The 14,510-nt window shown below is 48.6% G+C and carries 15 protein-coding genes; 2 read left to right on the forward strand and 13 right to left on the reverse strand.

What is annotated here, in order from left to right; all coding sequences use genetic code 11:
- The first annotated feature begins 238 nt into the window (after window positions 1-238).
- Window positions 239-1,828 (forward strand): phosphoglycerate dehydrogenase, encoded by a 1,590-nt coding sequence (serA, locus tag GRF59_RS14135; RefSeq protein WP_160498371.1) that lies wholly within the window; start codon window positions 239-241, stop codon window positions 1,826-1,828.
- Window positions 1,829-2,012: 184 nt separating this feature from the next.
- Here serA and GRF59_RS14140 read toward each other — a convergent pair whose 3' ends face one another.
- The 6 genes from GRF59_RS14140 to GRF59_RS14165 form a co-directional block, all read right to left on the reverse strand.
- Entirely contained in the window at window positions 2,013-3,455 is a 1,443-nt protein-coding gene (locus tag GRF59_RS14140) for an ATP-binding protein (RefSeq protein WP_160498372.1), read from the reverse strand.
- Window position 3,456: 1 nt separating this feature from the next.
- The gene (locus GRF59_RS14145) at window positions 3,457-4,173 is read right to left on the reverse strand and encodes a response regulator transcription factor (protein ID WP_160498373.1); all 717 of its coding nucleotides are present in this window, start codon (window positions 4,171-4,173) and stop codon (window positions 3,457-3,459) included.
- Between the two features lie 188 nt (window positions 4,174-4,361).
- The gene (ccsA, locus tag GRF59_RS14150) at window positions 4,362-5,621 is read right to left on the reverse strand and encodes a cytochrome c biogenesis protein CcsA (protein ID WP_160498374.1); all 1,260 of its coding nucleotides are present in this window, start codon (window positions 5,619-5,621) and stop codon (window positions 4,362-4,364) included.
- Window positions 5,618-7,309 carry a cytochrome c biogenesis protein ResB gene (gene resB, locus GRF59_RS14155; protein ID WP_160498375.1) on the reverse strand — a complete coding sequence of 564 codons (1,692 nt, stop codon included), beginning with the start codon at window positions 7,307-7,309 and terminating at the stop codon, window positions 5,618-5,620. The genes ccsA and resB overlap by 4 nt, the downstream gene beginning before the upstream one ends.
- Window positions 7,309-7,833: a thiol-disulfide oxidoreductase ResA gene (gene resA / locus GRF59_RS14160; RefSeq protein ID WP_160498376.1), complete on the reverse strand. Its 525-nt coding sequence runs from the start codon at window positions 7,831-7,833 to the stop codon at window positions 7,309-7,311. Before resA ends, resB begins: the two co-directional genes overlap by 1 nt.
- Window positions 7,834-7,962: 129 nt before the next feature.
- Window positions 7,963-8,703: a pseudouridine synthase gene (locus GRF59_RS14165; RefSeq protein ID WP_160498377.1), complete on the reverse strand. Its 741-nt coding sequence runs from the start codon at window positions 8,701-8,703 to the stop codon at window positions 7,963-7,965.
- A 126-nt stretch (window positions 8,704-8,829) separates the two neighbouring features.
- Between GRF59_RS14165 and GRF59_RS30010 the strand changes: the two genes are divergently transcribed.
- Window positions 8,830-8,961 carry a hypothetical protein gene (locus tag GRF59_RS30010; protein ID WP_272914992.1) on the forward strand — a complete coding sequence of 44 codons (132 nt, stop codon included), beginning with the start codon at window positions 8,830-8,832 and terminating at the stop codon, window positions 8,959-8,961.
- 196 nt (window positions 8,962-9,157) lie between these two features.
- Here GRF59_RS30010 and GRF59_RS14170 read toward each other — a convergent pair whose 3' ends face one another.
- From GRF59_RS14170 to GRF59_RS14200, 7 genes are all read right to left on the reverse strand, one after another.
- The gene (locus tag GRF59_RS14170) at window positions 9,158-9,691 is read right to left on the reverse strand and encodes a spore maturation protein (protein ID WP_160498378.1); all 534 of its coding nucleotides are present in this window, start codon (window positions 9,689-9,691) and stop codon (window positions 9,158-9,160) included.
- Window positions 9,692-9,697: 6 nt separating this feature from the next.
- Window positions 9,698-10,351 carry a nucleoside recognition domain-containing protein gene (locus tag GRF59_RS14175; RefSeq protein WP_160498379.1) on the reverse strand — a complete coding sequence of 218 codons (654 nt, stop codon included), beginning with the start codon at window positions 10,349-10,351 and terminating at the stop codon, window positions 9,698-9,700.
- Between the two features lie 35 nt (window positions 10,352-10,386).
- A complete protein-coding gene (locus GRF59_RS14180) occupies window positions 10,387-11,523 on the reverse strand; it encodes a D-alanyl-D-alanine carboxypeptidase family protein (protein ID WP_237391875.1) in 1,137 nt (378 codons plus the stop codon).
- A 166-nt stretch (window positions 11,524-11,689) separates the two neighbouring features.
- A complete protein-coding gene (ytfJ, locus tag GRF59_RS14185; protein ID WP_160498380.1) occupies window positions 11,690-12,172 on the reverse strand; it encodes a GerW family sporulation protein in 483 nt (160 codons plus the stop codon).
- A gap of 99 nt (window positions 12,173-12,271) precedes the next feature.
- Window positions 12,272-12,982 carry a DUF2953 domain-containing protein gene (locus tag GRF59_RS14190; protein WP_160498381.1) on the reverse strand — a complete coding sequence of 237 codons (711 nt, stop codon included), beginning with the start codon at window positions 12,980-12,982 and terminating at the stop codon, window positions 12,272-12,274.
- Between the two features lie 156 nt (window positions 12,983-13,138).
- Entirely contained in the window at window positions 13,139-13,738 is a 600-nt protein-coding gene (gene scpB / locus GRF59_RS14195; RefSeq protein WP_160498382.1) for an SMC-Scp complex subunit ScpB, read from the reverse strand.
- A complete protein-coding gene (locus tag GRF59_RS14200) occupies window positions 13,707-14,501 on the reverse strand; it encodes a segregation/condensation protein A (protein WP_160498383.1) in 795 nt (264 codons plus the stop codon). Before GRF59_RS14200 ends, scpB begins: the two co-directional genes overlap by 32 nt.
- Window positions 14,502-14,510: the final 9 nt, after the last annotated feature.

Raw genomic sequence — 14,510 nt, forward strand, 5'->3', positions numbered from 1 at the left:
CGCAAGTAGTGTGCGGATTGAGAGTTTTTTTGTTATATTTGCCCATGATCTGCCTGACTGCTCTTGCTGCGAGTTAGAACCGCATCCCTTTACATCTTTATCCTTTTATACATCAACGCGTTGCCCGGGGAATACGACATTTTCGCAAAGCGATATAATGAATGGTTTTACGGGATTGTATTCTAATCAATACAACCCCTCTAATATATGTGTTCCAACAGAATGAGGAGGAGAAACCATGTTTAAAGTGTTAGTATCGGATCCAATCAGCGATCTGGGGATTCAGCAGCTGATGGATGCAGCCGATGTCCTGGTAGAGAAAAAGACGGGACTCGGGGAGGATGAGCTCGCAGCCATTATCGGAGAATACGATGCCCTGCTCGTCCGCAGCCAAACGCGCGTGACTGAGAAGATTATGGCAGCAGGTACCAACCTCAAGGTTGTCGGCCGTGCAGGAGTTGGGGTCGACAACATTGATCTTGAAGCAGCAACCAAACGCGGTATTATCGTCATTAACGCTCCCGACGGCAACACCATCACCACATGTGAGCATACCTTTGCCATGATGATGGCCCTCGCGCGCCATATTCCTCAGGCTTATGCAAAAACGGTTGGCGGAGATTGGGATCGTAAATCCTTTCTCGGCGTCGAGCTTCGCAACAAAACTCTCGGAGTCATGGGCATGGGACGGATCGGCAGCGAAGTAGCCAAACGTGCCAAGGCATTCGGAATGAATATTCTGGCATTTGACCCTTTCCTGACCCAGGAACGTGCCGAGAAGATGGAAGTCAAGCTGGCATCCGTGGACGATATCGTTCGTAACGCGGACTTCATGACGGTTCATACGCCGTTAACGCCTGAAACGCGTCATATGATTTCCCGCCCGCAGTTTGAAGTCATGAAAAAAGGAATGCGCATCGTCAACTGTGCTCGCGGCGGAATCATTGATGAGATGGCACTCGTGGAAGCCATCAACGAAGGAATCGTAGCCGGTGCTGCATTTGACGTATTTGAAAGTGAACCACCGCAAAGCGATCATCCGTTCCTATCGAATCCAAAAATTATCGTGACGCCTCACCTCGGCGCTTCAACCGTTGAAGCCCAAGAGAACGTAGCCATCGACGTGTCGGAGGAAGTCCTTCATATTTTGCGTAACGAACCATTCAAAAACGCCGTAAACATGCCTCCGGTAGCCGCAAGCGTGATGAGCCGCCTGCAGCCTTACTTCTCGATCGGCGAGAAGCTCGGCAGCTTTGCTGCACAGGCAGCCAACCAAGCCGTGAATGAAATCCATGTCGATTATGCCGGCGACTTGTCGGATGTCGATACACTTCCGCTGACTCGTTATATCGTGAAAGGTGTCCTAGGTCATCATCTTGGCAGCGAAGTGAATATCGTAAACTGCATGCATCTCGCTAAATCGCGTGATATCAACGTGGTTGTGACCAAAGCTTCGAAATCCAAAGGCTTTACGAATTTGCTGACGGTTACGCTGAAGACTCAGAACCAAGAAGAAACGCTGGTAGCAGGCACTCTGCTGAACGGATACGGAGAGCGGATTGTACAGATCGATAAATTCCCGGTCGATATTGCTCCCGAAGGTCACGTCATTCTGATCTCCCATAACGATAAACCGGGTCTCATCGGCAGTGTCGGCACGTTGCTTGGCCAAAATGACGTCAATATCGCTTCCATGCAGGTAGGGCGTAAAATTATTGGCGGAGCTGCCATCATGATTCTGACGGTTGATAAAGCCGTGCAGAAGGACGTTCTGACCCAGCTCACCACATTGCCTGAGCTGAACACTGCAATCGAGATTACGCTGTAACAATATTTAAGATCTTACTGCCGTTCTGCAAATACCTGATCTATTAAACTCATAATGCTTTTCACAAAAAAAGCGCATGCCGATTCCTTACGGCATGCGCTTTTGAATTGTTCCACGTTGAACAAGATTTATCTTCGAACTTCAACAAAAAACACCTCGGTATGAGGTGTTTCTTGTCATGCTATCAGCATTTATGGCATTCGACAGGAATCCTTATCGAGAACACGGTCCCCTCGCCCAACTGACTGGTAACCCGTATGGATCCTTCGTGGGACTCTACGATATTCTTCACGATAGCAAGACCGAGCCCCGTACCATTCGATGTTCCACGAACTCTTGCCTTATCCGCCTTATAAAACCGTTCAAACACAAACGGGATGTCCTCCTGGGGAATTCCCGCCCCTTCATCCTCTATACGGATCTGTAGTTCGGAAGCAGGGCCTTCCCCAATCCGGTCGGCAATAATGCGGATCCGTTTGCCCTCAGGCGTATGACGGAAAGCATTGTCCAGAAGATTCGTGAGAACCTGCTCCAGTTTGTCTTCGTCCGCTGCTTCCAGAATGAGTTCCGATGTCTTTTTATCATAGGATAGGTCTATTCCGCTTTCCTTGGCCCGGACCGAGAATTTGCGGAATACCCGTTCGAGCAGTTCATTCACATCAAGTTTGCTTCGATGGATATCCGTGTGTCCGGCTTCCATGCGAGCCAGGTCAAGCAGATCCTTCACAAGGCGTCCCATGCGAAGAGACTCATCATGAATGACCTGAATGAGTTCCTGGCTCTCTTCCGGCGACGTAGCCATACCATCCAGCAATGCTTCGCTGTAGCCCTGCATCATCGAAAGCGGAGTCCGGATTTCATGAGACACATTCGCCACGAAGTCCTGTCTCATTTTTTCCAGCTTCACCTGCTCGGTAATGTCTCTGACCACCGCCACAGCGCCGCGGATAACATTATCTGCATACAGAGGAGCCATATGTACAGACCAGACTCCCTGTTTGACATGCACATCAGAGCTGACATCCGCACTTTCCTGAAGCATCCGCTCGAACAATGCCAGAAGCGGCTTCGGTACCTTCTCTTCGGCAGGAGCTTCCAGCTCATCGGTCGGCTCCATATCCCAGTCGATATCCTTCCACTTCGGAATCAGCTTTTGTGCAGGCGGATTGGTCAAAACAATATGGCCCGAATTATCGATTGTTATCACCGCATCGCTCATGCTTCGGAGAACGCTCGCCAGATGTTCCTTTTCTTGATTGAGGTTACGGATATTATCTTCAAGCTCCTCAGCCATATGATTAAATGTATTGGCCAGCTTACCAATCTCATCGCTCGTGACGATGGAAAGACGGGTATTGTACTCGCCTTTGCTGATCGCCTCCGTTGCACTGATCAGCTTTTGCATGGGCTGAGTAATTTTGGTGAGAAGGAATAGGGCAAAAAAAGTGGTCATCGAAAAACCAATGATCGCCGTATAGGTAAACAGACGTTTAATATCTCCGGAATTGTTCGAGAAATTGGTGTCGATATACGGGAGCAGGAACAAGGCCATAATGATCAAAATACAGGCCACAAGGCATATGATCGTTGCCCACAGTTTACCAACCAGTGATGTCCAGAAGTTCACGTTACTTCGGCACCTCTAACTTGTAACCGACGCCCCATACGGTCGTAATCATGGAAGCCGATTCCGGAGACACTTTATTCAGCTTTTCCCTGAGTCTTTTCACATGGGTATCGACGGTACGCAAATCTCCAAAGAACTCGTAGTTCCATACATCCTTCAGCAGTTCTTCTCTTGAAAACACCTTGTCAGGTGAAACCGCAAGATAATGCAGGAGTTCATATTCCTTCGGCGTCAGGCTTACTTCCTGTCCGCTTGCGGTAACTCGATGCGCGTCATGCTCAATCACCAAGTGAGGGAACACGATATTATTGCTGGAATTACTATCCTTCGACAAATATGCGGTTGCCGAGGAACGTCTAAGAATCGCTTTTACGCGATATATCACTTCTCTTGGGCTAAATGGTTTAACGACATAATCATCCGCTCCGACCTCAAAGCCTTGGACTCGGTTGATTTCCTCCCCTTTTGCCGTCAGCATCAGGATCGGTGTCGATTTTAATTGTCTTAAACGGGTACAGACTTCCATTCCATCCATTCCCGGAAGCATTAAATCCAGCAAAATAAGGCCGTAATCCTGATTAGAGGCTTTACGGAGCGCAGTTTCTCCATCTTCCGCTTCCTCAACCTCATATCCTTCCTTTTCCAAATACATCTTGAGCAAACGGCGAATCCGTTCTTCATCGTCCACAACCAGTATTCGATTTCCGTGCTCTGACATAGACAACAACCCCTTTATGTTCATACGAAGATCTTCTACTTACTCTCAAAGGACAATTATAGCGAAAATCCGCTTCAACATTCAACATCAAATGCGAAACGGATCTTCTTAAGAGATCAGAAAGTATATGCATTCTTAAGGCTGCTTCCTGATTTCGCAAGAAAGACTGCCTCTAAAAATCGGTCTGGTTATTCCACGCCCGCATAGGAATGCAAGCCTGCGATAACCAGATTTACCCCAACCAGCGTGAACATAACCACGAGGAAGCCGATAACGGCCAACCACGCGGAGTTGCTGCCCTGCCAGCCGCGGGAAAGTCTAAGATGCAGATAGGCACTGTAGAACAACCAGCAAATGAGCGCCCATACTTCTTTAGGGTCCCAGCTCCAGAAAATGCCCCAGGCGATTTGAGCCCAAATCATCGCGAAGATAAGCGCACCGAGCGTAAAGATCGGGAAACCGATCGCGATGGCCCGGTAACTGATTTCATCCAGATCGTCCGCATCAATGCCGTCCATTAACGGCGAGGCGGCCCTGCCGAGCGGTTTGCGAGCAATCAGACGAAGAAGACCATAGAGAATGAGTCCGGTGATAAACGACCAAATGATCGTGTTGAATTTCCGTCCGGCATTTACGCCGTTCATCCAGGATGGAGCGTTAAACAGCGGTTTACTCATGCCAAGGAATGGCTCATAGCTTTCGATTTTGCTGTGATATGGTCCGACGATCGGCGGCAGTTTATACGATACCTTTTCCGTAATCGTCGTTTGCGCGCCCTCTTGGCCCGTTACCTTCGTCTGCGTGAATACAGACTCATAACCTGAGGCGCGGAAAATAAATACAGTAGCGATAAAGGAAATGACAAGAATGATGGAAAAGAATATGACTTCAACCCAGCGTTGCTGTTTCTTTGCCTTTTTCTCTTTACTCTTGAAATCGACCGTACGCAGCAAGTACATAAACCCGGCAGCGAAAGCGATCGCGAAGAAAGATTCGCCGGCAGCAGCCAGCGTAACGTGAATCTTCAGCCAGTAAGATTGCAGCGATGGAATCAGCGGCTGCACTTCCTGCGGAAATACTGCCGCATATGCCATAACGATGATCGTAATCGGTACGGCGAACAAGCCCAGCAGCGTTTTTTTGTAAATGAGATAGACAACCGTAAAGGCGACCATCACCATCATGGACAGGAATGACATAAATTCATACATGTTACTGACCGGTATATGCTTGCCACCGATCCAGCGGGTCACGAAAAATATCAGATGGAAGATCAGACCAAGGGATGAGACCCAAAATGCAATTTTGCCCCATTTCTTCGAGTGTGTTTCCGGGTCGCGGTTGCTCCATTTACGGCCCATCAGAGCAATCGCGAATAATATGAATGCCGCGCAATAGAGCAAGAATGCGACGATAAACATATCACTGCTGAAATCCAATAACTTCATGCTTGGTTTCCTCCGTTATCCATGGACTTCTCGTCCACATCCAGATTCATTTTTTTCAAGATCGCCGAGATTTCCCGGCGAATGCCGAACCAGTTTTTGTTGGTGTGAGCTCCGAGGGTCAACGTTCCATTATCAATCCGCAGCCAGATCCGGCGGTGCTGCCAGTAGAAACCGAGCACCAAGCCCAGCATGACGATGCTAGCGCCGATCCAGATAAACGGCATCACCTTATCCACGCGAATGTTCAGGTACGATGTCGACAAAGAAAAATCAACGTTCTCCATCCCTTTTACATCCAGCATCAGCGGAAAACTTCCTCCGTTCAGCTTGGCGTTAATTGCGTCCTGTTGGAAACGCTCTTTGTCGATTTCCTTCGGAAAATAAATATATTGCACACCTGCAGCTGGCAGATCCGGACCTTTGATCAGGAAAAGAAATGCCGGCGCATTCGGATTCGGAGTTTTGGTAACAGGCTTCCCATTTTCGTCCAAGCCGAAATCATTGTACTTTTCTTTGAGCTCGAGACTATAGTCGCCCACGGTATAATTCCGCTGGGGATTCTTGATATCCAGCTTAAATTTGCCGAAATCCTTGCCTGTCTTGGCATCCACCAATGATGGACTTACCGATCGCAGCACCGGAGTCATATCATAATCAAACTGATATGCCATTAATCCTTTGTAATCCAGCGGATCGTTGACCTGAATATTATGCTTGGTCACTTCCTCAAGCTGGGGTTCTTTGGTCGGATCATCGCAATCGGCTGTACATTGGTACAGCGTTGCTTGGGTATTAAACAGTTTGGGGAGAATCTTGCCTTGATTGCGGAATTCCTCCGGCATTTCTTCCTGTGAATAATACTCCACAGTAAACTTCTCGTTTTTCAAGTAGTACGAAGTATTCGGTATGTGTTTGATTTCCCCTTCGGGAAAGGCTACATGCTGGTCCATTTTCAGGCCTGGCAATCCGCGCGCGAGAACCGCTAGCAGAAAGATGATCAAACCGATATGGATAACATAAGGGCCCCACCGGCTGAAACGGTATTTCTCGGCCAAGAGAGCGTTTCCGTCAGTATATACACGATAACCCTTCTTTTTGATCGGAGCGGATACCTGCTTCACCCAATCTTCAGCCGTACCTTCGACAGGTCCTTGATAGACAACGCGCTGACGCGTCAGAAACTGCATGTGCTTAAGTATTCTTTGTTTGGTAAGTGCCTTGTACAGCGGAAGTACACGGTCCAAGCTGCAAATGACCAATGATGCCCCGATCATGACAAGGAGCAAAATAAACCACCAGGATTCATAGGTATGCGTCAATCCGAGCTTGTAATAGACAAGACCCCAAGTACCATAAGTTTCCTTGTAATACGTCGACGGATCAATGTTCAGGAACGTGCTTTCCTGCGGAAATATGGTGCCGAGCATGGACCCGATCAGCGTCAGAATAATCATGTACACCGCAATTTTGACAGAGGAAAAGAAGTTCCAGATGCGGTCTATGAAATTCGGATTGGCACGCTGCGATCTCCGTGCCATGCCGTCATAACGCATCTCTAGAACTTCATTAGACTCACGGTCCTCTACATCAAGCGGTCTTCCGCATGCCTCACAAAGCACAGTTCCAACCGGATTCTGGTGTCCGCACTCGCATTTGGTGTTTTTAAAAGCGATTACTTCTTGTAACATTACGATTTCACCAGCTCTTCAATTTGTTTGTCGAGGGTGGCTAAATCCAGCTGACCCAGATGTATTTTGTTGATTTTCCCGTCTTTGGACACAAAGAAAGTGGTAGGCAGAGGCGAAATGCCATATTTCGCGATCGAATCCTTGTTTTGATCAAGAAGTATAGGAAAATCCACGTTAACGCTGTTCACGAAATTTTCAACAGCCATCTTGTCTTCACCAGCATTAATTCCGACCACAACTACGTCCTTGTCTTTCCATTTTTGCCACTGTGCCTGCAGTGCCGGCATTTCCTTTACGCAAGGTCCGCACCATGTTCCCCAAAAATTGAGAACCATTGCCTTCCCCTTGTATTCATCCAGCGTATGAGCCTTCCCATCAAGGCCAAGAAGTTCAAAATTCGGCGCCTTGCTGCCTTCCGTAGGCTTGCCGCCTGAACCCGACACTTGTGAAACAATGGCATACCCGCCCAGAATAACGATCAAAAGCAGGATAATTATCTGAATTTTCTTTCTTGATTTACCCATGCCAAATGCTCCTTTACTATGACAAATCTCATGTTTTCTACCCCAGATTTTGAACATCCTATGAAGAATTATACCGAAAACATGTCATATTTGTGGAGGCTGGTTATGAATATTGTGTGACCTTCCGATCTATCTTTTACCCTTTTTGCCGGATTTAGCCATATTTTTCAGGGCTTCCACTTCATCTGCACTCAAATGGCGGTATAAACCACGTTTCAGATTCTGGAGCAGCAAATCTCCAAACGAAATGCGCTTCAGACGAATGACTTTATGGGAAATCGCCTCGAACATTCTCCGAACCTGCCGATTGCGGCCTTCGTGAATCGTAATGGTGATCACAGCCTCATTCTTTTCGGTATCGATATCCTTATATTCGACTTCCGCTGGATAAGTCATACCGTCATCGAGCTTAATTCCCGCGCGAAGCTTGTCCAATTCGCTGCCGTGAGGGATGCCCTCTACGGTCGCGAGATACGTCTTAGGCACATGATGTTTCGGATGCGTCAGCATATTCGCAAATTCACCATCATTTGTCAGGAGCAGAAGGCCTTCGGTATCATAATCCAAACGCCCTACCGGATAGATCCGTTCCTTAATTCCTTTAATATAATCGGTCACGATCTTACGTCCGGCAGGGTCAGATGCGCTTGTGATGACACCTTTCGGCTTGTTCATCATAATGTAGATTTTTTTCTCGTTTCGAATCGGTTTGCCTTGCACCGTGATGATATCTGTTTCGGGGTCCGCCTTTGTTCCGAGCGCAGTAACGGTTTCCCCGTTAACTTCCACCTTGCCGGCCAGTATCAATTCCTCGCATTTGCGGCGGGAAGCAATGCCGGCTTGAGCTAAAATTTTCTGTAATCTTTCCATTGTTTATTAGGTCACCTCAAACTAATGATACCCGTGAGAAGGGTAAATCACAAGTTCATTCCAGGGAAATTCTTTTCCGGGGCAGGTGTTTGTGTGCGGATAAAGAAAAAGGGGAGAAATGTCATATTGTCGGGACAGCTCCATAATGAGTTTGCTGGCAATAAAAAGCTGCTGTTTTTCAGCAGCCCCCAGCAGGTCGTAGCTCCGATTAAAGTTGCCTTCCAGACAAATATGAATGTGGGATGGGTCCGTCAATAAAGGGGCCGAGGTTATGAAGCCGTCTGCGCTGATCCAGAAATCATACCCGACTCCATTGATGGACGTGCAGGAGGAATGATGAATAATAAAGCCTTCAAATGTCATGGTCTCACCTCAATCCCTGTACAAATGCATGCGTGGTACAGTATATGAGGTGTCCATCATTACGTTACGGATTATATATCGGTGATTCAGGTCAACCGAAAAAGAGAAGACATACCGCGATTGAAGCGATGAAACCAACGACATCCGAAAACAGGCCGACCTTCAGCGAGTATCTGCCGTTTCGTATGCCCACAGCTCCCATATATACGGTCAATACATATAACGTTGTATCCGTGCTGCCCTGAATCGTAGATGCCATGCGGCCAATCATGGAATCAGGTCCATAAACGGAAATCAGGTCTGTTGCGAAAGCGAGTGAACCCGTTCCCGTTAAGGGACGCAAAAGTCCGAGGGGAAGAATCTCGCTAGGCACGCCAAGCCGGTGCAAAAAAGGGCCTGTCCATCCGACGAAAAAATCCAGCGCTCCCGAAGCTCTGAATACACTAATGGCGACCATCATACCCACAAGATTGGGTATAATTTGAACCGCAGTCTGGAATCCTTCTTTTGCACCCACGACAAAGGATTCATACACAGGAACCTTTTTCGTAAAGGCAAAAAGCGGAATGAAGGCGATCAATACAGGGATCGCCCACGCTGAAATCATATTAATGATGGCAGTCATCCGGAATCATCCTTTCATATCCTGCGCGTCCGGCTGCAAAGCTGCCGCCGGCCCCGCTGGAATCGGAGGTTTGGGACGCCTGTTCAGAAATTTCCTTCGGTACCACCTGTCCGCCGCTACCGCGGCAAGGGTCGCCACCATGGTTGCCGCTAGCGTTGTACCTACAATTTCTGTCGGATTCGCTGACTGATAATTCATCCTTATAGCGATCAACGTTGTCGGAATCAACGTAATACTGGCCGTATTCAAGGCCAGTAGCGTACACATGGCCGGGCTGGCTGCTGTTTTGTCCGGATTCAGCGTTTGCAGCTCCTGCATGGCCTTAATCCCCATCGGTGTAGCCGCATTTCCGAGACCCAGCAGGTTCGCGCTCATATTGGACAGAATGTATCCCATTGCCGGATGGTTTCGCGGAACGTCAGGAAAAAGGAATCGGACAATGGGGCCCATCAATTTTGCTATTTTTTGCAGCAGGCCCGATTCCTCTGCCAATTTCATCATTCCGAGCCAGAATACCAGCACGCTGATCAAGCCGAAGCACACGGTAACTCCGGTTTTGGCCCCGTCAAACGCGGCCGAGGTTACCGTCTCGATATTCCCTTGAGCGGCCGCAAAGCCAAATCCGATGACAATCAGCGCCAGCCAAATGACATTGATCATTTCACATGCTCCTCTCCCGTATCTCCCATGACCTGCTATCCGTTATGCTGAAGGAACAGCTCCCTGATCACTTCAGCCAATGCTCCGGCAAAAGTTGATGGATGCACAGGAGACATTGTATTTTGCACCGGATTTCTTGCCCTCTCCTCAGGGAGAAAACTTCCTTTCTGATATACGGGGACCGTACCGATTTGCTGGCCCCCTAGATAGATCTGGATTTCCCCGCGCAGTCCGAAATTGATATCCGCGCTTCCATCTCTAGCAGGCTGGCGAAGCACCAGCTTCTTTTCGACACCTTCCTGCTCCCCCTTACTGAATGGATATTGGAAGGTATTGCTGACGACCAGATCATATCCTTTGACGGCTTCGCCCTTCTCCATTAATGAAGTCAATGGGAAATATTCAAAGCCGTAATCCAGCATTTTACCATGATCGTTCCAGTCATCCCCATCATTCAGTGTGACGGCGACCAGCTGCTGACCGTTACGGGTTGCCGAGCTGACCAGGCAACGGAATGCCTTTTTCGTATAACCGGTCTTCACGCCATCCGCTCCATCGTACAATCTGAGCATCTTGTTCTTGTTATCCCATTTGTAATCCCAGGATTCATTCGGATTCGGAGCCTTTTTGGTCGGCGTTTTGACAATATCCCGAAACACAGGATTATGGAGCGCGTACGCAGTGAGCTTGGCCATATCGTTGGCCGAAGAATAATGACCTTCCGCGTCAAGCCCATGAGGATTGGCAAAATGAGAATGTGACATGCCGATCTGTTTCGCTTCTTCATTCATCAGATACACGAAGCCTTCTTCGGATCCGCCGACATGCTCAGCAATCGCCGTGGCCGCGTCATTTCCCGACCTTAGCATCAAGCCGTACAGCATATTCTCCAGCGTCATCTCTTCACCCATCTTCAAATAAATCGATGAGCCTTCTTTTCCGAAAGCATTCTTGCTGACTTTGACCGGCTTTTTGAAATCGCCGTGCTCAATAGCTACGATCGCCGTCATAATTTTGGTCAAACTGGCTATACGCAATTCATCATCGCCATGGCTAGAATACAGCAATCGCCCGGAGGTTACATCCATCAGGGCTGCAGCCTGCGCGTGCGTGTATAGCTCGGGACGGGTTTGACTGCTTTGAGCAGAAGCCGGAACGCAGCAAGTCAGCATGATAGCGGCAGCTACGATCCAGCGGGTCATTGATTTTATCCACATGGTTATCTTTCCTCCGGTATTCTGAAAATCTTGTACAAGTATATGCTTGTCTTTCGCTTGATATGCCCTGCGTTCTTTCACGCAAAAAAATCCCCTTCCGGCTGAAGGGGACGGGCAAGTGTCAATAAAACGTAGGGTTCGGATGATCATCGACTTCAGCATGGGTGCTTTTTATACCTGCTGCTGTCGTCGTTCCGGTTTGGAACATGGATTGAATTTTCTCCACCATCATTGGAGCAGAGTCAATCAGCTTCTCAAACAGATGGGTTTGATTATCCAGCGGCACGATATGCACGCCTTCTTTACCCACGACAAGAAATGCAATTGGGCGAATGGATACGCCACCGCCGCTACCGCCGCCAAAAGGCATGGAGTTCTTCAGGTCCGTATGGTTTTGACCGCCTGCTGTCGCGTCCTTACCGGCATATTCGCCATTAAAATCGCTACCTCCAGCCGCAAAGCCAAAGCCCACCTTACTGATCGGAAGAATTACGCTGCCATCAGGCGTTTGAACGGGATCGCCCACAATGGTATTCACATCGACCATGCCTTTGATGTTTTCCATAGCGGTCTGCATGAGGCCTTGAATTGGATGATCGGACATATGCTGCTTCCTCCTTCATGAAACTAAATAAGGTCATTTCGCAAATTAGTTTACCCACATTCATTTCGAGTATGTAGGAGGGTTGTACTCTGCACCTTGTCATACGCTTGGAACTTTCTGCCCCTTGCCCTTCATATGACGATATAAACGGAACCACCTTTTTAGACCGCCCTCCACTTTCAATATCCGGAACAGCAGAATGAAAGATGCAAACATGGCATACCCCATAGGAAGCCTGGCAACGCAGTTAAATTCCGTGGAAAAAAGCATCTCATCGCGGAAATCAGGAATAATGGACAGGCGCGGCGTGCTCTTCATGCGAACCTGAAAGGATAACCAGCCCACCAATGTCGTTTTTAGGCTCCACAGCACCCCTGTCGCGACGGCTGTCCATTCGGCTTCTCCCGTTGAGAAACTCGTCGACCAATTCAAGTCGTGAATCCGCACATGGGAGAACGTATGCTGCAGCCATTTTTTAAAGGCAACCGTCGACTTTAGCAAGATGCGGACATCATGAACCCACAGCTCCGCCTTCTTCTTATTAATACGCGTGTGAGTCGTGCTACCCGAATTCCGATGAACATTATTGCTTTTTTCAAGTTTGAGAAGGAAGCCTTTTTTCATATTTTCAAATACGAGCTTGGGCATCTCATAATGAAACCGGACCATTCCGAAAAGCATATGGATGTCGACCAAAGCCTTGTCATCCCGTCCCTCTTTGCTGAAATGGAAGGTACAGATGATGTTCGACATGGCGGCAGCGGCAATCAATAGGAGAATAACGGCTATAATAGCCAACGCAATCCACACATTAAAGCCCCCCAGATATAACCTTCGGTCATAGTATGGCATACATGGCTGGAAAAGATTCGGATTTCCATTGCCGCATGTGTTTTCCTGTTTGGTATGAAATAAAAAACCGGCGATCTATTCAAAATAGATCACCGGTTTTGGGGATTTCATGTATTAGTTCACATCATCGATTGTAAGCTGTCTGCCATCCAGCTTTTCGAACAGCAGCTGCGTTTCTTCCTCCAGATTTTCCGTGCTCTCGAACATTTGCGGTTCCGGAAGCGCCTGAAGATTGGGCAGACCGAAATAATCAAGGAAGGATTTGGTGGTGCCGTACAGTATCGGTCGTCCGATCGCCTCTGCCCGTCCCGTCTCTTCAATCAAATCCTTATGAACCAGCGTCTGTATCGCACGCTCCGACTTCACGCCGCGGATCTCCTCGATTTCCACGCGCGTAATCGGCTGGCGGTAAGCCACGATAGCCAAGGTTTCAAGCGCAGCCTGCGAAAGAGAGGAACGGGAAGGTGAATAGGCGAGTTTCTCGTAGTATGCCGCATGGTCCCCGAGCGTCGTCAGCTGGTAGCTCCCCGCGATTTGCATCACCTGGATGCCCCGCTGCTGCCGTTCAAAGTCCTCCTTCATTTCCGTCAGCGCGTCCGCTACAAGCTCAGCCCGGTGATCCACGATCTCGGCGATCTGTTTGATGCTAAGTCCTTCATCGCCCGCAAGAAACAGCAGCCCCTCAATAATCGATTTCAACTTCGGAAAGTCCATGAAGCTGCTCTCCCCCTTTCCATTCCATTACGATATCGTCGAACAGCTTCTCCTGGTAGCATAAAATTTGCTTCATTTTCATGAGCTCCAAAATAGCCAGGAACGTGACGACGATCTCATGCCTCATCATATCTTCGTGCAGAAGCCGGGAAAACAGCACTTTGCCGCCCTTGCCCGACTGTTCCAGCACATTCACGACTTGCCGGATCCGGTCCTTGACCGATATTTCATCCCGCTGTATCCGGGTGTAGCTCGTCCGCTTGACCGCTTTACGCAGGGCCTTCTGGAAGGCTGCCACAAGATCGGCGGCATGAAGTCCCTTTACCGGATTCTCCGTCATCGCAGGTACCCACGGCGTCAAATCCTCTGGTTCCTTGGCATAGAGCAGGCTTCGCTCCATCTCTTTCTCCTGCAGATGTTTGGCAATGCCTTTGTACTTCCGGTATTCGATCAGTTTCTGTATCAGCTCTGCCCGCGGATCAATATCCTCTTCCTCATAAAAATCAAATTCGTCCATAACGAAAACCGGGGGCTTCGGTAAAAGAAGCTTGGATTTAATGGAAAGCAATGTGGCAGCCATCACCAGAAATTCACTCGTAATATCCAGCTCCAGCTCCTGCATGCTGTGCAAATACTCCATGTATTGGTCCGTAATCTCGCTGACGGGGATATCCTGGATGTTGATTTCCGCTTTGTCTATGAGGTGAAGCAGTAGATCGAGCGGACCTTCAAATGTCTCCAGCTTGTATAATACTGTGTTCACGGCCTATCC

This window comes from Paenibacillus dendrobii, from assembly GCF_009807035.1.
Lineage (GTDB): Bacteria > Bacillota > Bacilli > Paenibacillales > Paenibacillaceae > Paenibacillus_AQ > Paenibacillus_AQ dendrobii.